This window comes from Micromonospora reichwaldensis (assembly GCF_031845925.1).
Taxonomy (GTDB): Bacteria; Actinomycetota; Actinomycetes; order Mycobacteriales; family Micromonosporaceae; genus Micromonospora; species Micromonospora reichwaldensis.
Map to the genome: position 1 here is coordinate 204050 of NZ_JAVRFL010000003.1, position 23011 is coordinate 227060.

At 74.8% G+C, this 23011-nt stretch carries 2 protein-coding genes (1 of these 2 only partly in view); both read left to right on the forward strand.

All coding sequences use genetic code 11. From position 1 onward, the window contains the following. The gene (locus tag RM555_RS03415; protein ID WP_311410394.1) at positions 1–5013 is read left to right on the forward strand and encodes a non-ribosomal peptide synthetase; all 5013 of its coding nucleotides are present in this window, start codon (positions 1–3) and stop codon (positions 5011–5013) included. Continuing rightward, on the forward strand, positions 5010–23011 hold the 5' portion of the coding sequence (locus RM555_RS03420) for a non-ribosomal peptide synthase/polyketide synthase (protein ID WP_311410395.1). 5362 nt of this gene lie beyond the right edge of the window; the window shows 18002 of its 23364 coding nt (coding positions 1–18002); it begins with the start codon at positions 5010–5012; its stop codon lies beyond the right edge, outside the window. Before RM555_RS03415 ends, RM555_RS03420 begins: the two co-directional genes overlap by 4 nt.

The window sequence follows — 23011 nt, forward strand, 5'->3', positions numbered from 1 at the left end:
ATGAGCACCCCTCTGTCCACCCTGCCGGCCGCCGGAGCGGGCACGGTCGGTCCCGTCGTCCTGCCGGACCTGATCGCCCGCCAGGCCGCGGCGACGCCCGACGCGACCGCGGTGCTCGCCGGCGACGTACGGGTCGGCTACGCCGAACTCGACCGGCGCGCCAACCAGCTCGCCCGGCACCTGGTCGGGCTGGGCGTCGGTCCGGAGTCGACGGTCGGCGTGTACCTGCGCCGGGGGGTCGACCTGGTGGTCGCCCTGCTCGGGGTGTGGCGGGCCGGCGGCGCGTACCTGCCGCTGGACCCGGCGCACCCGGTGGACCGGCGGCGGTGGATCGTCGCCGACACCGGGGTGGACGTCGTGCTCACCCAGAGCGACCTGCGCGACGACGGCCTGGCCGGGCCGTCGCACGTGGTCTGCCTGGACGCCGACCGGGCGCGGATCGCGGCCGGACCGGACACCGCGCCGCCGGTCCGCATCGACCCCGACAACGCGGCGTACGTCATCTACACCTCCGGGTCGACCGGCCGTCCCAAGGGCGTGGTCGTCACCCACGGGGCCATCGGCAACCGGGTGGCCTGGACGGTCCGGCAGCACGGTTTGTCGCCGGCGGACCGGGTGTTGCAGAAGACCGCGGTGAGCTTCGACGCGGCCGGCTGGGAGTTCTTCGCCCCGCTGATCTGCGGGGCGACGGTGGCGCTCGCGCCGGACGGCGCCGAACGCGACCCGGCCGCGCTGGTGGCGGCGGTCATCCGGTCCGGGGCGACCGTGCTCCAGGGCGTGCCGTCGGTGCTGCAACTGGTGACGGAGGAGCCGGACTGGCCGAGGTGCACCTCGCTGCGGCTGGTCTTCTCGGCCGGCGAGCCGCTGCACGCCGAGCTGTGCCAGCGGCTGGCGGTGGCGCCCGGGACCCGGGTCTGGAACACCTACGGCCCGACCGAGTGCGCCATCGACGTGACCGCCCAGCAGGTCGACCTCGCCCAGCGCACCGGGCCGGTGCCGATCGGCCGGCCGCTGGACAACCTCCGCCTCCAGGTGCTGGACGCCAACCGGCGGCCGGTGCCGATCGGCGTGGTCGGCGACCTCTACGTCGGCGGGGCCGGGCTCGGCCGCGGGTACCTCCACCGGCCCGACCTGACCGCGGAGCGGTTCGTGCCGGACGAGTACGGGCCGCCCGGCACGCGGCTCTACCGCACCGGCGACCAGGTCCGGTGGCGCTCGGACCGGAGCCTGGAGTTCGTCGGCCGCGCCGACGACCAGCTCAAGATCAATGGGGTACGCATCGAGCCGGGCGAGGTGGAGGCCGCGCTGGCCGCCCACCCCGACGTCCGGCGGGCGGTCGTCGTCGGCTTCGCCGAGCCCGGCGGCAGCCCCCGGCTGGCCGCGTACGTCGCCGGCCGGCGCCCCCTGGGCAGCACGGAGCTGCGGGCCTTCCTGACCGACCGGCTGCCCGACGCCCTGGTGCCGGCCGTGTTCGTCCCGGTGGCGGAGTTCCCGCTGACCACCGGCGGGAAGGTCGACCGGGCCGCGCTGCCGCCCGTCGAGACCACCGACCGCACGGCCTACCTGGCCCCGCGCACCGACGCCGAGCGGCTGGTCGCCCGGCTCTGGCAGGAGCTGCTCGACGTCGACCGGGTGGGGGTGCACGACGACCTCTTCCAGCTCGGCGGGTCGTCGCTGGTGACCGTCCGCCTCGCCAGCCGCCTCGCCGCCGAGTCCGGCGTGCGCATCGAGCTGAGGGAGCTGCTCGCCGCGAGCACCGTCGAGGCGCAGGCCGCCCTGCTGACCGACGGCGACCCCGCGACGCCGGCGGTGGTCCCGGTGCCCCGCACCGGCGCGCTGCCGCTCTCCCCGGCCCAGCGGCGGCTGTGGCTGCTGGACCAGCTGCACCCGGGCAGCCCCGAGTGGGTGGTGCCGCTCTACCTGCGGCTGCCCGGCTCGCTGACCCCCGACACCGTACGGGCGGCGCTGAGCGCGCTCGAGGCCCGGCACGAGGCGCTGCGCACCCGCTACCTGACCCACGACGGCGAGCCGCACCAGCGCGTCGACCCGCCCGGCCCCGTCGACCTCACGATCCGCGACGCGACCGGGGCCCCGCTCGTCGACCTCGTCGACGCGCAGCTCGGCCAGGGCTTCGACCTGCGCACCGGGCCGCTGTGGCGGGCCACCCTGGTCACCTCGGCCGGGGCGGACCACCTGCTGCTGGTGGCGCTGCACCACATCGCCTCCGACGCGACCACCGCCGGGGTCCTGGAGCGCGACCTGCGGGAACTCTGCGCGGCCGGCGCCGCCGGCCGGGAGCCCGACCTGCCGGAGCTGACGGTGCACTACGCCGACTACGCGGCCTGGCAGCGCCGGTACCTCACCGACGACCGGGTCGAGCGGGAACTCGGCTTCTGGCGCGAACACCTGGCGGGGGTGCCCGAGCTGACCCTCCCGCTGGACCGGCCCCGGCCGGCCGAGCGCGACCCGCGCGGGGCGCACGTCGAGTTCGAGGTGCCGGCGCAGCTCGCGGAGAAGCTGACCGCGCTGGGCCGGCGCTGCTCGGCGACCCCGTTCATGACCATGCTGGCGGGCTTCGCCACGCTGCTGGCCCGCTACAGCGGGCAGTGGGACGTCGCCGTCGGCGCGCCCACCTCCGGTCGACGCCCCGCCGAGGCGGAACAGATCGCCGGGGTCTTCCTCAACCCCGTGGTGGTGCGCTGCACCCTGGACCCGGCCGCCCCGTTCGAGGCGGCCCTGCGGGCCGTGCGGTCCCGGACCCTGGCCGCGCTCGCCCACCAGGACCTGCCCTTCGAGCGGGTGGTCGACGACCTCGTCGACGTCCGCGACCTCTCCCGCACCCCGCTCTACCAGGTGATGCTCAACGCCCAGGAGGGCGGCATCACCGGCCAGTCGACCGACGACGAGGCCCTGCTGGACGCCCTGCGCCGGGCGGCCCGGATCGCCAAGACCGACCTCACGATGCACGTCTGGCCCCGCCCCGACGGCACCCTGGCCGGCAGCCTGGAGTACGCCACCGCGCTGTTCGACGAGTCGACCGTGCGGCGGATGGCCGAGCACTTCGTCCGGCTGCTCGCCGCGGCGGTGGCCGAGCCGGGGACCCCGCTCGACGACCTCGACCTGCTCTCGCCGGGCGAGCGCCACCACCTTCTGCACGAGGTGCACGGGCCCACCATGCCCCGCTCCGCCGCGACCGTCTGCGACCTCTTCGAGGCCCAGCGGCACCGCACGCCGGACGCGGTGGCGCTGCGGCACGGCGACCTCACCACCACCTACGCGGCGTTGGACGACCGGGCCAACCAGTTCGCCCACCACCTGCGGCGCTCCGGGGTCGCCCGGGGCGCGGTGGTGGCCGTGCTGCTGGACCGGGGCGTCGACCTGGTCGCGGCGATCCTCGGCGCCTGGAAGGCGGGCGCGGCCGTGCTGCCGCTCGACCCGTCGTACCCCGCCGGGCGGATCGGGCACATGCTCGCCACCGCCGGCGTGGAGCTGGGCGTGACCCAGGCGGCGTACGCGCCCAGGTTCACCGTGCCGACCCTGCACGTGGACACCCACCGGCTGATGGTCTGCGCCGGCCCCACCCACCGGCCGGACCGGGACACCGACCCGGAGGAGACGGCCTACGTGCTGTTCACCTCCGGCTCGACCGGCCGCCCCAAGGGCGTGGCGCTGCCGCACCGGGCGGTGTCCAACTTCCTCGCCTGCGCCGTCGAGACCGAGGCCCTGGGCGACCGGGGGGCGCGCGGGGGACGCGGCGACGGCGCGCCGCTGTTCACCACCATCGCCTTCGACCTGTCCATCCCCAACCTGTTCAGCCCGCTGGTCTCGGGTCAGTCGGTGACCCTGCTGCCCGCCGCCCTCGACATCGCCGAGCTGGGCGGCCTGCTCGTCAAGGCCGGCCCGTTCGACCGGTTCATCATGACCCCGCCGCACCTGGAGCTGCTCACGGAGCAGCTCGACGACGAGCAGGCGGGTCAGCTCTCCGGTCTGATCTGGACGGCCGGCGCGGCGCTGCGCAAGGAGATCGCCAACCGGTGGCTGGACCGGCTCGGGCCGGGTGGCCTCACCAACAGCTACGGGCCGACCGAGACCACCGTCATCATGACGGCCCACCCGGTGCGCACGCCGCAGACGACCGACATCGTGCCGATCGGCCGGGCGATGGCGAACACCACCGTCCGGGTGCTCGACGACGCGTTGCGGCTGCTGCCGCTCGGGGTCGTCGGCGAGCTGTACATCGGCGGGGAGTGCCTGGCCACCGGGTACGCCGGCCGGCCGGACCTGACCGCGGAGAAGTTCGTGCCCGACCCGTACGGGCCGCCGGGAAGCCGGCTGTACCGCAGCGGGGACCTGGTCCGGATGCGCCCGGACGGGGTGATGGACTTCGTCGGCCGGGTCGACGACCAGGTGAAGGTGCGCGGCTACCGCATCGAACTCGGCGAGATCCGCGCCGTCGTCGAGGAACACCCCGGGGTGACCCAATGCGCGGTCATCGTCCACGAGGAGCGGCTGGTCGCCTTCCACCGGGGCGAGGCGCCCGACCTGGCCGCGCACTGCGCCCGGCTGCTGCCCGACTACATGACGCCGAGCCTGCTCGTGCCGGTGGTCGAGATCCCGCTCAACGCCAACGGCAAGGTGGACCGCGCCGCCCTGCTCGGCCTGCTCTCCGACGCCGTGACGACCGGCGCCGCCGGCACCGAGGACGGCTTCGTCGCGCCGCGCACGGTCGTCGAGGAACGCCTCTGCGCGATCTGGAGCGACCTGCTGGGCGTGCCCGTCGGCGTGCGGCACAACTTCTTCGCCATGGGCGGGCACTCCGTGCTGGCGGGCCGGCTGGTCGCCGGCCTCCAGGAGGAGTTCGACCTCGACGTGTCGCTCCGGCTCGTCTTCGAGCACCCGACCGTCGAGGCGATGGCGGGCGCGGTGGAGGACCTCATCCGGGCCGAGGTGGACGCGCTGTCCGACGCCGACCTGACCGAAGACCTGCGGCAGACCAAGGAGCACCAGGCATGACCTCGACCGCGAACCAGCCCAACCTGCGCGAGTCGCTCGTCCAACGCCGGCTGGCGGGCCGGGCTGCCGGTCGGCGGACCGGGATCCCGACCGTCGACCGCTCGGGCGACCTGCCGCTCTCCTTCGGCCAGCAGCAGATGTGGTTCCTCAACCGGCTGGACCCCACCAGTCCGGAGTACCTGGTCTCCTCGGCGCTGCGGCTGCGCGGCCCGCTGGACCGGGCCGCGCTGGCCCGGGCGTGGGACGCCCTGATCGCCCGGCACGAGATCCTGCGCACCCGGTACGCGATGGCCGACCTGACGCCGGTGCAGGTCGTCGACGAGCCCCGCCCGCAGGAGCTGCCGCTGCTCGACCTGACCACCGTGCCGGCGGCGGAGCGCGACGACCGGGTCGCCGAGGCGACGGCCGAGCTGGCCGCCACCGGCTTCGACCTGGCCACCGAGTGGCCGGTACGGGCGACGCTGCTGCGCCTGGACGAGGCCGAGCACCTGCTGGTGCTGGTGATCCACCACATCGCCTGCGACGCGCCCTCCACGGCGGTGCTCCTCGGCGACCTGGCCGAGCTGTACGGCGCGTACGTCCGGGGCGAGTCCTCGCCGCTGACGCCGCCGGCCGTGCAGTTCGCCGACTTCGCCGCGTGGCAGCGCGACCGGCTGCGTGGCGAGCCGCTGGAGCGGCACCTGGAGCACTGGCGGGACCGCCTCGCCGGCATCGCCCCGCTGGAGCTGCCCGCCGACCGGCCCCGGCCCCGCGTGCGCGACTGGCGGGGCGCCTCGGTCCCGTTCGCGCTCTCCGCCGACCTCTCCGCCGCGCTGCGCGAGATCGCCCGCGGCGCGGAGACCACCCTCTTCGTCACCCTGCTCACCGCCTTCCAGGCGCTGCTGTCGCGCCACACCGGCCGCACCGACATCCCCGTGGGCAGCGTGACGTCCGTGCGCGACCGCGCCGAACTGCGCCACCTGGTCGGGTACGGGATCGACAACCTCGTCCTGCGGGGCAGTTGGACGGGGGACCCCACCTTCGCCGACCTGCTGCGCGACACCCGCGCCACGGTGCGCGACGCCTTCGCCCACGCCGACGTGCCGTTCGCGCTGCTGGTCGACGAGTTCGAACCGGAACGGGACCTGTCCCGCACCCCGCTCTACCAGGTCGCCTTCACCCTGGGCGACGACGCTCCGGGCGGCGCCTGGCCGGCGGGCCTCGCCGCCGAGACGCTCTGGTTGCCCACCCGGGTCGCCAAGGTCGACCTGCAACTGCACGTCGTCGAGGGCGCCGACGGCCGGCTGCGCGGGCACCTGGAGTACGCGACCGCGCTGTTCGACGACGCCACCGTGCGGCGGATGGCCGACCACCTCGGCCGGCTGCTGGAGCACGTCGGGGCCGACCCGCACGCCCGGATCTCCGAGCTGCGCATCCTCGACGACGCCGAGCTCGCGGCGGCGACCCCCGCCCCGGCCCGCCCCGCCACTCCGGTGACCGGCACCGTGCACGGCGTCTTCGCCGCCACCGCCGCCGCCCACCCCGCCGCGACCGCCGTCGTGGACGGCGCGCGACGCTGGACGTACGCCGAACTGGACGCCACCGCGAACCGGCTCGCGCACCACCTGCGGGCCCTCGGCGCCGGGCCGGAGCGGCTGGTGGCGGTCTGCCTGGACCGCCGCGCGGAGCTGGTCTCCACCCTGCTGGGCGTGCTGAAGTCCGGGTCGGCGTACCTGCCGGTGGAGCCCGGCGTCCCCGCCGACCGGCTCGACTTCATGCTCGCCGACGCGGGCGCGCGGATCGTGGTGACGACCGAGGCCCACCGGGCGCGGTTCGCCGACTTCGACGGCACCGTGGTGGTGCTGGACGACCCCGGGCACGCCGGGGAGATCGCCGGGCGGCCCGGCGCCGACCCGGGCGTCGCCGTCGACCCCGAGAACCTGATCTACGTCATCTACACCTCCGGGTCGACCGGCCGCCCCAAGGGCGTCTTCCTGACCCACGCCAACGTGCTGCGCCTGACGACCGTGGCGCAGGACGACCTGAACTTCGGCCCCGCCGACGTGTGGCCGCTGTTCCACTCGTACGCCTTCGACGTGTCGGTGTGGGAGCTGTGGGGCGCGCTGCTGCACGGCGGCCGGCTGGTGATCGTGCCCCGCGAGGTCACCCGTTCCCCCGGCGACCTGCTCGACCTGCTCGTCGAGGAGCAGGTCACCGTGCTCAACCAGACCCCGACGGCCTTCCGCGGCCTGGTGGGGCTGGCCCGCGACGGCGACCCCCGCGTCGACCGGCTCACGCTGCGCGCGGTCATCTTCGCCGGCGAGAAGCTGGAGTACGGCGACCTCGGCCCCTGGGTGGCCCGGCGCGGACTGGCCGCCCCCCGGCTGCTCAACCTCTACGGGATCACCGAGATCACGGTGCACGCCACCTACTACGAGGTGCGGCCCGACGACCTGGCCGGCACCGCCAACCCGGTCGGCGTCCCGCTGGCCGACCTGAGCATCCACCTGCTCGACCCGTACGGCAACCCGGTGCCGGTCGGCGTCACCGGCGAGATCCACGTCGGCGGGCCCGGCGTGGCCCGGGGCTACCTGAACCGCCCCGAGCTGACCGCCCAGCGGTTCGTGCCCGACCCGTTCGGCCCGCCCGGCGCCCGCCTCTACCGCAGCGGCGACCTGGCCCGCCGGCGCGCCGACGGCAGCCTGGAGTTCGTCGGCCGCATCGACGACCAGGTGAAGATCCGGGGCTACCGGGTCGAGCTGGGCGAGATCGAGGCCGCCATCGCGGCCCTGCCCGGGGTGCGCGAGGCCGTGGTCGTCGTCCGCGAGGACACCCCCGGCGACCGGCGCCTGGTGGCGTACTCGGTCGTCGACGAGCAGGCGGAGCTGCCCCGGCCGGGACAGGTGCGCGCGGCGCTGGCCCGCACCCTGCCCGAGTACATGATCCCGTCGGCGTTCGTCCCGCTGGCCCGGCTGCCGCTGACCGTCAACGGCAAGCTCGACAAGCGGGCGCTGCCCGCACCCGACCGGGCCGTCACCGCCACCGACCGGCCCTACCTGGCGCCGCGTACGGAGGTGGAGGAGCGGCTCGCCGCGATCTGGGCCGAGCTGCTCGGCCTGGAGCGGGTCGGCGTCGAGGACGGCTTCTTCGACGTCGGCGGCGACTCGATCCGCGCCGTGGCGCTCGCCGCCGCCATCCGGGCCGCCGGCTTCGACGTGCAGGTGCGCGACCTCTTCGAGCGCCGCAGCATCGCCGAGCTGGCGGAGTTCCTCACCGGCCGCCCCGCGCCGGCCGCGCCGGAGCCGGCCGTCGCGCCGTTCGCGTTGATCTCCGACGCCGACCGGACCGCGCTGCCCGACGGCGTCGTCGACGCGTACCCGTGCACGCAGGTGCAGCTCGGCATGCTCGCGGAGATGCTCGCCGACGAGCACAACCACTACCTCAACGCCACCACCTACCGCATCCCCGACGCCGGCGAGTTCTCGCTCGACGCGTTCCGGGAGGCCGCCGCGCTGCTGGTGCGGCGGCACGAGGTGCTGCGCACGTCGTTCGACCTGACCGGCTACTCGGTGCCGATGCAGCTCGTGCACGCCACCGCCGAGATGCGGGTCGGCATGGACCGGGCGCGCGCCACCGACCGGGCCGGCCTGGAGCGGGAGCTGCGCGACTTCATCGCCGCCGAGCGGGCCGACATGTTCGACCTCGGCGAGCCGGCGCTGTTCCGGCTGCACGCGCGCGTCTGCGCCGACGGGAGCTGGTGGCTCACCCTCACCGAGTGCCACCCGATCATGGACGGCTGGAGCTACCACTCGCTGATGATGGAGCTGGTCGGCGCGTACCACCGGATCCGCGACGGGCTGCCGGTCGAGCCGCGCCCGGCGCCGCCGGTGCGCTTCGCCGACGCGGTCGCCGCCGAGCTGCGTTCCACCGGCGAGGGGACGGACCGCGCCTTCTGGCACGACCGGGTCGCCGGCCGGGACCGGTTCGTGCTGCCCGAGGGCTGGGGCGACCCGACCGCCGCCGACGGCGCCCAGTACGACCACTGGGTGCCGCTGCACGACCTGGAGCCGGGCCTGCGGGCGCTGGCCCGCGAGACGGGCGTGCCGTTCAAGTCGGTGATGCTGGCCGCGCACCTGAAGGTGATGAGCCAGCTCACCGGTTCGGGGTCGTTCTTCACCGGGCTGGTGTCCAACATCCGCCCCGAGGTCGCCGGCGCCGACCGCGTCTACGGGATGCACCTGAACACGGTGCCGTTCGTGCACGACGCGGGCGCGCGGACCTGGCGGGAGCTGATCGGGCGGACGTTCGCCGGGGAGCTGGAGCTGTGGCCGCACCGCCGGTACCCGCTGCCGGTGCTCCAGCGGGAGGTCGGCGACGGCGGCCGGATGCTGGACGTCCGGTTCAGCTTCCACGACTTCCACCAGATCGACACCGACGAGATCGACTACGCCGACTCGATCGACGACAGCCCCAACGAGTTCCCGCTCGGCGTGATCAGCCGGCTCGGCTTCCTCACGCTGGAGGCCAACCTGCGCCACCTCGGCGTCGCGCAGGTCGCCCGCCTCGGTGGCATGTACCGGGCGGTGCTGGAGGCGATGGTCGCCGACGTGGACGGTGACGCGTCGGTGGTGTGCCTGCCGGCGGGTGAGGTGTCGGTGGTGCTGGCCGACGGGGCGTCGGCGGTGGAGCCCGTGTCGCGTTCGGTGCTGGACGAGTTCGAGGCGCGCGTGGCCGAGGTGCCGTCGGCGGAGGCGGTGTCGGTGCCGGGCGGCACAGGGATCGACTTCGCCGGGCTGGACGCCCGGGCCGGGCAGGTCGCCCGCTGGCTGGCCGCCCGGGGTGTGGGCGCCGGTGCGGTGGTGGGTGTGCTGCTGGACCGGGGCGTCGAGTTGGTGGCGTCGATGCTGGGGGTGTGGAAGGCGGGTGCGGCGTTCGTGCCGGTGGACCCGTCGTACCCGCCGGGCCGCATCGCCGCGATGTTGGCCGACGCGGGCGCCGCGGTCGCGGTGACCTCGCAGCGGTACGCCGACCGGTTCGCCCCGGTCGACGTGGAGGTGGTGCGCGTCGAGGAGATCGGGGAGACGGACGCGCCCCTGCCGGCCCGCGCCACGGATCTCGATGAGTTGGCGTATGTGATTTTCACGTCGGGGTCGACGGGGCGGCCGAAGGGTGTGCAGGTGTCGCACCGGGGGTTGGCGAATCATGTGCGGTGGGCGGCGGGTGAGTTGGCGTCGCGTGGTGCGGGTGGTTGCGCGGTGTTCTCGTCGGTGGCGTTCGACTTGCAGGTGCCGAATGTGTGGGCGCCGTTGGTGGCGGGACAGCGGGTGGTGATGGTGGGCCAGGATGTGGATCTGGCCGAGTTGGGTGCGGTGTTGGCGTCGTCGGGGCCGTTCAGTTTCTTGAAGTTGACGCCGGGTCATCTGGAGATTCTTGGTCGGCAGTTGTCGGATGAGGCGTTGGGTTCGTTGGCGGCGGTGGTGGTGGTCGCTGGTGAGGCGTTGCCGGCGGCCCTCGCCAACCGGTGGCTGGGGTTGTTGGGTGCGGGTGGGTTGGTCAACGAGTACGGGCCGACCGAGGCGAGTGTGGGCACGTGCATCTTCCCGATCGAGACCGAGCAGGCGGGTCCGGTGGTGCCGATCGGTCGTGCCTTGCCGGGCATGACGATGTACGTGCTCAACCGGGACCTGCATCTCGCTCCGGTGGGTGTGGTCGGCGAGTTGTACGTCGGTGGCGTGGGCGTGGCCCGCGGTTACGCGGGTCAGCCGGCGTTGACGGCGGAGCGGTTCCTGCCCGACCCGTTCGCCGCATCCGGAACCGCAGCCGCTGCCGGAACCACGGCCGGGGCGCGGATGTACCGCACCGGGGACCTGGTGCGGCGGCTGCCCGACGGGGCGGTGGAGTTCGTCGGGCGGGTCGACCACCAGGTGAAGATCCGCGGCTACCGGATCGAACTCGGCGAGATCGAAGCGGTCGTCGAGGGCACCGACGGCGTCGGCGACGCCGTCGCCCTGGTCGGCGAGTCGGACCGGCTCGTGGTGTTCTACCGGCCGGCCGCGCCGGCGACGCCGGGCCTGGCGGACCGGATCCGGCAGCGGTGCGCGGAGCACCTGCCGGAGTACATGATCCCGGCCGAGTTCGTCGCCGTGGAGGCGATCCCGCTCAACGCCAACGGCAAGGTCGACCGGGCCGCCCTCTGGGACACGGCGGTGCCCGCGCAGCGGCAGCACGTCGCCCCGGCGACCGAGCTGGAGGAGCGGCTGGCGGAGATCTGGGGCCAGGTGCTCCAGTTGGAACAGGTCAGCACCCGGGACAGCTTCTTCGACCTCGGCGGGCACTCCATCAGCGCCATCGCGCTCGTGGGCGCGCTGCGGGGCGCTGGCCACCCGGTCTCGGTACGCGACGTCTTCGTGCACCGCACCGTCGCCGCCCTGGCCGCGCACCTCGCCGGCGGGGACGACGCGGAGGTCGCGCCCGCCTTCCGGGCCGTCGCCCCGTTCAGCCTGCTCGACGACGCCGACCGGGCCAAGCTGCCCGCCGGGCTCGCCGACGCGTACCCGTGCGCGCAGGTGCAGCTCGCCATGCTGGTGGTGACGCTCTCCGACTCGGAGCGGCGCACCTACCACAACGTGTCGGCGTTCCCGATCCGCGACGAGCACGCCTTCGACGGCGACGCGCTGCGCCGGGCCGTGCGGACCGTCGTGGACCGGCACGAGATCCTGCGTACCTCGTTCGACCTGACCGGCTTCTCGGTGCCGATGCAGCTCGTGCACGCCGAGGTGCCCGTTGACGTCACGCTGCTCGACCTGCGCGACGGCACGGACGAGGAGGCCGAGAGCCGGTTGCGGGCGTACCTGGCCGCCGAGCGGTCCCGGCCGTTCACCCCCGACCAGGTCCCGCAGATGCGCATCGCCGGGGCGGCCGGCCGCGACGACACGTGGTGGTTCGTGCTGACCATGTCGCACGGCATCCTCGAGGGCTGGAGCCACCACTCGCTGCTCATGGAGATCCTCGACAACTACCGCAGCCTGCGCGACACCGGCGCACCGGCGGCGTTCGAGGCGCCCCCGGTCCGCTACGCCGACTTCGTCGCCGGCGAGATCGAGGCGCTGGCGTCGGACGAGGACCGCGACTACTGGCAGGGCGTCGTCGCCCGCCCGGTCTTCGAACTGCCCGCCGGCTGGGGCGAGGACGAGTCGGTCCCGGAGTACGAGTGCGGCACCCGCGTCCCCCTGCACGACCTGATGGACGACCTGCGCGAGCTGGCCAGCCGTACCGACACGTCGCTGAAGAGCGTGCTGCTCGCCGCGCACCTGAAGGTGATGAGCCAGCTCACCGCCGAGCCCGTGTTCACCAGCGGGCTGGTCAGCCACGGCCGGCCCGAGGTGACCGGCGCCGACCGGGTCTACGGGATGCACCTGAACACGCTGCCGTTCGTGCACGACGCGGGCGCGCGTACCTGGCGGGAGCTGATCCGCAACACCTTCGCCGGGGAGCTGGAGCTGTGGCCGCACCGCCGCTACCCGCTGCCGGCCGTGCAGCGCCTGGGCGACGGGCGCCGGCCGATCGAGATCCTCTTCAACTACCTCGACTTCGAGCAGGTCGACACCGAGCGGGTCGACTTCGAGGACGCCATCTACGAGGCCAGCGGCGAGTTCGGCCTGCACGTCTCCACCCTCGGCGGGGTGCTCAACATCCTGGCCCGGCCGCACCAGGTCAGCTACCCCAACGTCCTGCGCCTCGGTGGCATGTACCGGGCGGTGCTGGAGGCGATGGTCGCCGACGTGGACGGTGACGCGTCGGTGACGTGTCTGCCGGCGGGTGAGGTGTCGGTGGTGCTGGCCGACGGGGCGTCGGCGGTGGCGCCCGTGTCGCGTTCGGTCCTCGCCGAGTTCGAGGCGCGGGCGGCCGAGGCGCCCTCGGCGGAGGCCGTGTCCGAGCCGGGCGGTCGGTCGGTCGACTTCGCGGGTCTGGACGCCCGCGCCGCCGTGATCGGGCGGCGCCTGGCCGGCCGGGGTGTGGGCGCCGGTGCGGTGGTGGGTGTGCTGTTGGACCGGGGCGTCGAGTTGGTGGCGTCGATGCTGGGGGTGTGGAAGGCGGGTGCGGCGTTCGTGCCGGTGGATCCGTCGTACCCGCCGGGCCGCATCGCCGCGATGCTCGCCGACGCCGGTGCCCGGGTCGCGATCACCTCGCAGCGGTACGCCGACAGGTTCGCCGGCGCCGGGGTCGACGTGCTCCGGGTGGACGAGACCGTGGACGACGGCGCCGCGCAGGCCACGGCCGACGGTGACCTGCGCGCGGCCCTGCCCGGACCGATCGACCTCGACGAGTTGGCGTATGTGATTTTCACGTCGGGGTCGACGGGGCGGCCGAAGGGTGTGCAGGTGTCGCACCGGGGGTTGGCGAATCATGTGCGGTGGGCGGCGGGTGAGTTGGCGTCGCGTGGTGCGGGTGGTTGTGCGGTGTTCTCGTCGGTGGCGTTCGACTTGCAGGTGCCGAATGTGTGGGCGCCGTTGGTGGCGGGTCAGCGGGTGGTGATGGTGGGCCAGGATGTGGATCTGGCCGAGTTGGGTGCGGTGTTGGCGTCGTCGGGGCCGTTCAGTTTCTTGAAGTTGACGCCGGGTCATCTGGAGATTCTTGGTCGGCAGTTGTCGGATGAGGCGTTGGGTTCGTTGGCGGCGGTGGTGGTGGTCGCTGGTGAGGCGTTGCCGGCGGCCCTCGCCAACCGGTGGCTGGGGTTGTTGGGTGCGGGTGGGTTGGTCAACGAGTACGGGCCGACCGAGGCGAGTGTGGGCACGTGCATCTTCCCGATCGAGACCGAGCAGGCGGGTCCGGTGGTGCCGATCGGTCGTGCCTTGCCGGGCATGACGATGTACGTGCTCAACCGGGACCTGCATCTCGCTCCGGTGGGTGTGGTCGGCGAGTTGTACGTCGGTGGCGTGGGCGTGGCCCGCGGTTACGCGGGTCAGCCGGCGTTGACGGCGGAGCGGTTCCTGCCCGACCCGTTCGCCGCCGCCGCTGCCGGAACCGCGGTCGGGGCGCGGATGTACCGCACCGGGGACCTGGTGCGGCGGCTGCCCGACGGGGCGGTGGAGTTCGTCGGACGGGTCGACCACCAGGTGAAGATCCGCGGCTACCGCATCGAACTCGGCGAGATCGAGGCCGTCCTGGAGGGCACCGACGGCGTGGCCGACGCGGTCGCCCTGGTCTCCGGATCGGCCGCCGAGGGCGACGCCCGGCTGGTGGCGTTCTACCGCCCGGCCGCGCCGGCGACGCCGGGCCTGCTGGACCGGATCCGGCAGCGGTGCGCGGAGCACCTGCCGGAGTACATGATCCCGGCCGAGTTCGTCGCCGTGGAGGCGATCCCGCTCAACGCCAACGGCAAGGTCGACCGCGCCGCCCTCTGGGAGGCGGCGGTGCCGGCCGAGCGGGCACACGTCGCCCCGGAGACCGAGCTGGAGAGCCAGCTCGCCGGGATCTGGGGCCAGGTGCTCAACCTCGAACAGGTCAGCACCCGGGAGAGCTTCTTCGACCTCGGCGGCGACTCGCTGCGCGCGGTCGCCCTGGTCGGCGCGCTGCGGGCGGCCGGCTTCGGGGTGGCCGTCCGGGACGTCTTCGTGCACCGCACGGTCGCCGCCCTGGCCGGGCACCTCTCCGCCAAGGACGCCGCCCCGGCGGCCCCGGCCTTCCAGGCCGTCGCGCCCTTCTCCCTGCTGACCGCCGCCGACCGGGCCGCCCTGCCCGCCGGCCTCGTGGACGCCTACCCGGCCGTGCAGGCGCAGGTCGGCATGGCCGTGGAGATCCAGAAGGAACCCGGCAAGTCGCTGTACCACATCGTGCGCTGCTTCCGGGTGCACAGTGGACGGCCGTTCTCGGCCGACGCGCTGCGGGCCGCCGTGCGGGACGTGGTCGGCCGGCACGAGACGCTGCGTACCTCGTTCGACCTGACCGGCTATGCGGTGCCGATGCAGCTCGTGCACGCCGAGGCGCCCGTCGACGTACGGGTGACGGAGCTGACCGGCGACGACGTCGAGGCGCGGCTGCGGGCGTACGTCGACGCGGAGCGGGCGCGGCCCTTCGCGCTGGACCAGCCGGCGCCGCTGCTGCGGGTCGCCGCCCACCGCACCGACGAGCGGGGCTGGTGGCTCACCGTCGCCGTCAGCCACCTGGTCACCGGCGGCTGGGACCTGAACACCCTCCTGGTCGAGCTGATCGGCTGCTACGAGCGGCGCAGCGCCGGCATGGTGCCCGAGTCGCCCGAGCCGACCGCCGTCCGGTACGCCGACTTCGTCGCCGCCGAACTGGCCGCGCTCAAGGCCGGCGAGGACGAGGCGTACTGGCGGGGCGTCGTCGACACGTACGCCGGCTTCACCATGCCGGACGGCTGGGGCCGCACCGACGGCCCGCGCGAGAGCCTCCGGACCCGGGTCAGCTACCAGGACCTGGAGCCGAAGCTGCGCGCGCTGGCGTCAACCCTCGACGTGTCGCCCAAGTCGGTGCTGCACGCCGCGCACCTGAAGGTGATGAGCCAGCTCACCGACCAGGGGCGGTTCTACACGGGCCTGGTGTGCGACGCGCGGCCCGAGGTGCGGGGCGCCGAGCGGGTGCACGGCATGTACATCAACGTGCTGCCGTTCGCGCACGCCCGGGGCGCCGGCACGTGGCGCGAGCTGGTGCGGTCGGTCTTCGACCGCGAGGTGGAGCTGTGGCCGCACCGGCGGTACCCGCTGCCGGCGGTGCAGCGGATGGCCGGCGCCGGGTCCCGCCCGATCGACGTCGTCTTCGACTACACCGAGTTCCGCCGGGCCGGGGCGGTCGCCGACGAGTCCGTCGACTTCGAGGCCATCGCCGGGGAGGGCGGCACCGAGTTCGCCCTCCAGGTGACCGCCGCCGGCGGCTTCCTCGACCTGGTCGGTGACAGCCACGTCTTCGGTCCCGCCGCGCTGGCCCGGGTGGGGGCGATGTTCCGCGAGGTGCTGACGGCGATGGTGGCCGACCCCGAGGGCGACGCGGTCGCCGTCCGTCTTCCGGCGGCGGAACGCGACGAGGTCGAGGGCTGGTCGTCCGGCGGCACCGCCGAGGTCGGCGGGTACGCCCCGGCGGCGTTCGAGGCGCAGGCCGCGCGGCGGCCGGACGCGGTGGCGATCACCTGCGACGGCACCCGCGTCAGCTACCGGGACCTGAACGCCCGGGCGAACCGGTTGGCGCACCACCTGCGGGAGCTGGGGGTGGGGCCGGAGGTGCTGGTCGGGGTGTGCGCGCACCGGTCGGTGGAGCAGGTCGTGGGGATGCTGGCGGTGCACAAGGCGGGTGGGGTGTACCTGCCGCTGGATCCGTCGTACCCGGCGGAGCGGTTGGCGTTCATGCTGGCCGACGCGGCGGCCCCGGTGCTGCTCACCACCGCCGAGCTGCGCGGTCAGCTCCCGGCGGCCGAGGCGGCCACCGTGCTGCTGGACGCCCCGGACGCCTGGGCGGGCCAGCCGGCCACCGACCCCGAGCCGGTCACCCACGCCGACAGTGGCTGCTACGTCATCTACACCTCCGGCTCGACCGGCCAGCCCAAGGGCGTCCTCGTGCCGCACCGGGCGCTGGTCAACCGCTCCGCGTACGCCGGTCGGCGGATCAACCGCCTCGACGAAGGGGCGGTGCTGCTCCAGAAGACCGAGATCGGCTTCGACGTCTCCCCGGCCGAGGTCTACGCCGCCCTGTCGGCGGGCGCCCGGATCGTGGTGGCCCGCCCCGGCGGACACCGCGACCCCGCGTACCTGCGGGAGCTGATCGTCCGCGAGGGCGTCACCGCCGTCGAGCTGGTGCCGAGCATGCTGTCCGCGCTGCTGGCCGAGGGGATCGGCGGCTGCCGGTCGCTGCGGTCGGTGGCCGTCGGCGGCGAGGAGATCGCCGTCGACGTGGCGCGGGCGTTCCTGGCCGCGCTGCCCGGCTGCGAGCTGCACAACACGTACGGCCCGGCCGAGACCACGGTCGACGTCACGAGCTGGCTCTGCACCGCCGACGCCCTGGCCGGGCTGACCCGGGTGCCGCTCGGCACCCCGTTCACCAACCTCACCGTCCGGGTGCTCGACGAGCACCTGCAACCGGTGCCGGTCGGGGTGCGCGGCGAGCTGTGCATCGGCGGGATCGGGCTGGCCCGGGGTTACCTCGGGGCGCCGGGAACGACCGCGCAGCGGTTCGTGCCGGACCCGTACGGCGCGCCCGGGTCGCGGCTGTACCGCACCGGCGACGCGGCGGCGTCGCGGCCCGACGGCACCGTCGACTTCCTGGGGCGCATCGACTCGCAGGTCAAGCTGCACGGCGTACGCATCGAACTGGGGGAGATCGAGACGGCCCTGCGCGGCTGCCCCGGGGTGACCGCCGCGGTCGCCGCGGTCCGCGAGCAGGACGGCCGGCGCACCCTGGTCGGCTACCTCGTCACCGACGGCGGGCCCGCGCCCACCCCCGGTGAGCTGCGCGAACGGCTGCTGGCCGAGCTGCCCGAGGCGACGGTGCCGGCCGCGTACGTCACGATCGACGCCGTTCCCGTGGACCCGCACGGCAAGGTCGACAGGCGGCAACTGCCGGCGCCGGAGGCGCGGTCCTACGCCCGGGGCCGCTACGAGCGGCCCAACGGTCCGGTGGAGTCGGCGATGGCCGGCGTCTGGTCGTGGGTGCTCGACCTCGACCGGGTCAGCGTCACCGAGAGCTTCTTCGACCTGGGCGGCGACTCGATGACGGCGGTGACCCTGGTCGGGTCGCTGCGCGCCGCCGGCCACGACGTCACCGTGCGGGACATCTTCGCGCACCGCACGATCCGCCGTCTGGTCACCGCGCTCGCCGAGGCCGACACCCCCAAGGAGGGGGCCTTTCGCCCCGTCGAGCCGTACGCGCTGATCGACGCCGCCGACCGGGCCAGGCTGCCCGGCGGCGTGGTCGACGCGTACCCGGCGACGCAGGCGCAGGTCGGCATGGCCGTGGAGATCCAGAAGGACCCGGAGAGGTCGCTGTACCACATCGTGCAGTCGATCCGGGTCGACGACGGACGGCCGTTCGACGCCCGCGCGCTCCAGGCGACGGTCGACGCGCTGGTCGCCCGGCACGAGACGCTGCGCACCTCGGTCGACCTGACCGGCTACTCGGTGCCGATGCAGCTGGTGCGCGCGAGCGCCGCCGTGCCGGTCGCCGTGCACCCGGCCGCTGATCACGAGGAGCACCTGGCCGCCGAGCGGCGTACCCCCTTCGACCTGGACTCGGACGCCGCGCTGCTGCGGGTCGCCGCGCACGCCGACGGCACCGGGGCCTGGTGGCTGACCCTCGCCGTGAGTCACCTGGTGACGGGCGGCTGGGACCTCAACGCCCTGCTCGCCGAGCTGCTCGGCGAGTACGCCCGGCGCAGCCGCGGCGAGGCGCCGAGACAGGACGAGCCCCCCGCCGTCCGGTACGCCGACCACGTCGCCGGCGAGCTGGCGGCGCTGCGCTCGCCGGAGACCGCCGCGCACTGGCGGGCGGTGGTGACCGGGCGACCCAAGCTCACCCTCCCGGACGCCTTCGGCGACCGGTCCGGCGCGGCGACGGTCTGCCGGTACACGGTGGACGTCAACGACCTGGACGCGGCGCTCCGGCGGCTCGCCAGCGACACCAACACCTCGGTCAAGGCGGTGCTGCACGCCGCGCACCTGAAGGTGATGAGCCAGCTCACCAGCGGGTCCGCCTTCTACACGGGCCTGGTGTGCGACGCGCGGCCGGAGGTGCGGGGCGCCGAGCGGGTGCACGGGATGTACATCAACGTGCTGCCGTTCCCGCACGCCCGCGCGGCGGGGACGTGGCGGGATCTGGTGCGGTCGGTCTTCGACCGCGAGGTGGAGCTGTGGCCGCACCGGCGCTACCCGCTGCCGGCCGTGGCGCGGCTGGCCGACGCCGGGTCCCGACCGATCGACGTCGTCTTCGGCTACGTGGAGACCCGGCAGGACGGCGGCGCGGCGGCCGAGTCAGCCGGCACCGACCTCGTCGAGGTCGGCGGGCCGGGCGCCACCGAGTTCGGCCTGTCGGTCGGGGCGGGCGGCGGCACCGTCCGCCTGGTCAGCGACAGCCGGACCGCCGACCCGGCCGCCCTGGTGCGGATCGGGGCGATGTTCCGCGAGGTGCTGACGGCGATGGTGACCGACCCGGACGGGGACGCGGCGGCGCCGCGCCTGCCGGCCGGGGAGCGCGAGGAGATCGCCCGGTTCGCCCCGGGCCGGACCGTCGAGGTCGGCGGGTACGTGCCGGCGGCGTTCGAGGCGCAGGCCGCGCGGCGGCCGGACGCGGTGGCCATCACGGCCGAGGGCGTGTCGTTCTCGTACGGGCAGCTCAACGGCCGGGCGAACCGGTTGGCGCACCACCTGCGGGAGCTGGGGGTGGGGCCGGAGGTGCTGGTCGGGGTGTGCGCGCACCGGTCGGTGGAGCAGGTCGTGGGGATGCTGGCGGTGCACAAGGCGGGTGGGGTGTACCTGCCGTTGGATCCGTCGTACCCGGCGGAGCGGTTGGCGTTCATGCTGGCCGACGCGGCGGCCCCGGTGCTGCTCACCACCGCCGAGCTGCGGGCGCAACTGCCGCCGGTCGACGCCACGGTGGTGCTGCTCGACGAGCCGGACGCCTGGGCCGACCGGCCGCCGACCGACCCGGAGCCGCTCACCGGCCCCGACAACGGCAGCGTCGTCATCTACACCTCGGGTTCCACCGGCCGCCCCAAGGGCTCGCTGCTGTCGCACCGGGCCCTGGTCAACCGCACCGGGCACGTCGGCGCGCGGGTCTACCGGCTGGACTCCGACGCCGTCGTGCTCCAGAAGACCGAGATCGGCTTCGACGTCTCGCCGGGAGAGGTCTACGCGGCCCTGTCGGCGGGCGCCCGGATCGTGGTGGCCCGCCCGGGCGGGCACCGCGACCCCGCGTACCTGTGCGAGTTGATGGCCCGCGAGGGCGTCACCACCGTCCACTTCGTGCCGTCGATGCTGCCGGCGCTGCTCGCCGAGGGGCTGGCCGGCTGCCGGTCGCTGCGGTCGGTGGCGGTGGGCGGCGAGGAGATCGGCGTCGACGTGGCGCGGGCGTTCCTGGCCGCGCTGCCCGGCTGCGAGCTGCACAACACGTACGGGCCGGCCGAGGCCACCGTCGACGTGAGCAGTTGGGCGTGCACCGCCGACGCCCTGGCCGGGCTGTCCCGGGTGCCGCTCGGCACCCCGCACCCGAACCTGCGGCTGTACGTGCTCGACGAGCGGCTCGACCCCGTGCCGGTCGGCGTGCCCGGCGAGCTGTGCATCGGCGGGACGGGGCTGGCCCGGGGCTACCTCGGGCGGCCCGACCTGACCGCCGGGAGGTTCGTGCCGGACCCGTACGGCCCGCCCGGAGCGCGGCTGTACCGCACGGGGGACGCGGCGGCGTGGCGGCCGGACGGCACCGTGGACTTCCTGGGGCGGCTCGACTCGCAGGTGAAGCTGCACGGCGTACGCATCGAACTGGGCGAGATCGAGACGGCCCTGCGCGGCTGCCCCGGCGTGGCCGACGCCGTCGCCGCCGTCCGCGAGCACGACGGCCGCCGCACCCTCGTCGGGTACGTGCTGCCGACCCCCGGCGACGCACCGACCCCGTCCGGGCTGCGGGAGCGGCTGCTCGCCGCGCTGCCCGAGGCGATGGTGCCGGCCGCCTACGTCACCCTCGACGCCATCCCCAAGGACCCGAACGGCAAGGTCGACCGGCGCCAGCTCCCGGCCCCCGGCACCGGCGCGTACGCCACCGGGGACTACCAGGCCCCGACCGGCGACGTGGAGGAGGAGATCGCCGGGATCTGGGCACGGGTGCTCGGCGTGGCCCGCGTCGGCGTCACCGACAGCTTCTTCGACCTCGGCGGCGACTCGATGCTCGCGGTCACCCTCGTCGGCACGCTGCGCGCCGCCGGGCACCCCACCAGCGTGCGGGACGTCTTCGCCCACCGCACCGTACGCCGGCTGGCCGCCGCGCTGACCGACGCCGACGCCGACGAGTTCCGCCCGGTCGCCCCGTACGCGCTGATCGGCGCCGCCGACCGGGCCAAGCTCCCCGCCGGCCTGGTCGACGCCTACCCGGCGTCGCGCACCCAGCTCGGCATGCTGGTGGAGTCGGCCGTCAGTGGCGACCGCGCCGTCTACCACAGCGTCCTGGCCCACCAGGTGCGCGACGGGCGGCCGTTCGACGCCGGGGCGCTGCGCGGCGCGGTCCGCGCCGTGGTGGCCCGGCACGAGATCCTGCGCACGTCGTTCGACCTGGTCGGCTACTCGGTGCCGATGCAGCTCGTGCACGCCGACGCCGAACCCGACGTGCGCGTCGAGGACGGCCGGGGCGTCCCGGCCGAGCGGCACGCCGCGCTCTTCGCGGAGTTCATCGCGGCCGAGCGGGCCCGCCCGTTCGACGTCGCCACCGCGCCGCTGCTGCGGGTCACGGCGCACGTGGACAGCGACGAGAGCTGGTGGTTCACCTTCACCATCTCCCACACCGTCACCGAGGGCTGGAGCAGCGCGCGGCTGGTCACCGAGGTGCTCGACCGCTACGCCGAGCTGGCCGACGGCCGCACCCCGGCGTCGGCCGCAGTGCCGCCCGTGCGCTACGCCGACTTCATCGCCGCCGAGATCGCCGCGCTGGGGTCGACCGCCGACCGGGAGCACTGGCGGTCGGTGTGGGACGGCCGCGCCCCGTTCACCCTGCCCGCCGGCTGGGGCGAGCCGGACGCGCCGGACGCCACGGTGGACGCCACGGTCGACTTCGCCGACCTGGACGAGGCGCTGCGCGCCCTGGCCCGCGACACCGACGTGTCGGTGAAGGCCGTGCTGCACGCCGCGCACCTGAAGGTGCTCAGCCAGCTCACCGGCGAGCCGGGCTTCCACGCCGGCCTCGTCTGCGACGCCCGGCCCGAGGTGCTCGGCGCCGACGAGGTGCACGGCATGTACCTCAACACGGTGCCGTTCCCGTACGACCGGTCGGCCCGCACCTGGCGGGACCTCGTCGCCGCGGTGTTCGACCGGGAGGTCGCCCTGTGGCCGCACCGGCGGTTCCCGCTGGCCGAGATGCAGCGCGAGGCCGGTCACCGGCTGCTGCACGTCCTGTTCAACTACCAGGACTTCACCCGCGCGACGCAGGGCGGCGACGGATCCGGCCCGGTGGTCACCGGCGCCGCCGGCGAGGGCGCCACCGAGTTCGACCTCTCCTGCTTCGCCCAGCGGGGCCGCTACGCGCTCTCCGCGCGGGCGGGGCTGGTCAGCCAGGCCAACCTGGACCGGATCGCCGGCATGTACCGGGCGGTGCTGGAGGCGATGCTCGCCGACCCCGACGGCGACTGCCAGGCGGTCTGCGTGCCCGGGGGCGAGCGCGACCGGCTGCTCGGCGTCACCGACCCGGGCGCGGACGAGCCGGTCACGGGCACCATGGTCGAGCTGTTCCAGGCCCAGCTGGCCCGCGATCCGCAGGCGGTGGCCGTGGTGGCCGGCGCGGTCGAGCTGACGTACGCCCAGGTCGACGCCGCCGCCAACCGGCTCGCGCACCACCTGCGCGCGGCCGGCGCCGGCCGGGAGACCGTCGTCGGGGTCTGCCTCGACCGGGACGCGGACCTGGTGCCCGCGCTGCTCGGCGTGCTCAAGGCGGGGGCGGCGTACCTGCCCCTGGACCCGGCCCAGCCCGCCGAGCGGATCGGCTACATGCTGGCCGACGCCGGGGCGCGGACCGTGGTGACGACCTCCGCGCAGGCGGCGGTGCTCGCCGGCTTCGACGGGCGGCGGGTGCTGCTGGACGCAGGCGACCTGGCCGGGCACCCGGAGACCGATCCGGGGATCGCCCGCGACCCCGACGACCTCGTCTACGTCATCTACACCTCCGGTTCGACCGGCCGGCCCAAGGGCGTCTGCGTGAGCGACGCCAACGTGCTGCGCCTGCTCGACGCCGCGCAGGAGCACTACGCGGTGGACGAGACCGACGTGTGGGCGCTGTTCCACTCGTACGCCTTCGACGTCTCCGTCTGGGAGCTGTGGGG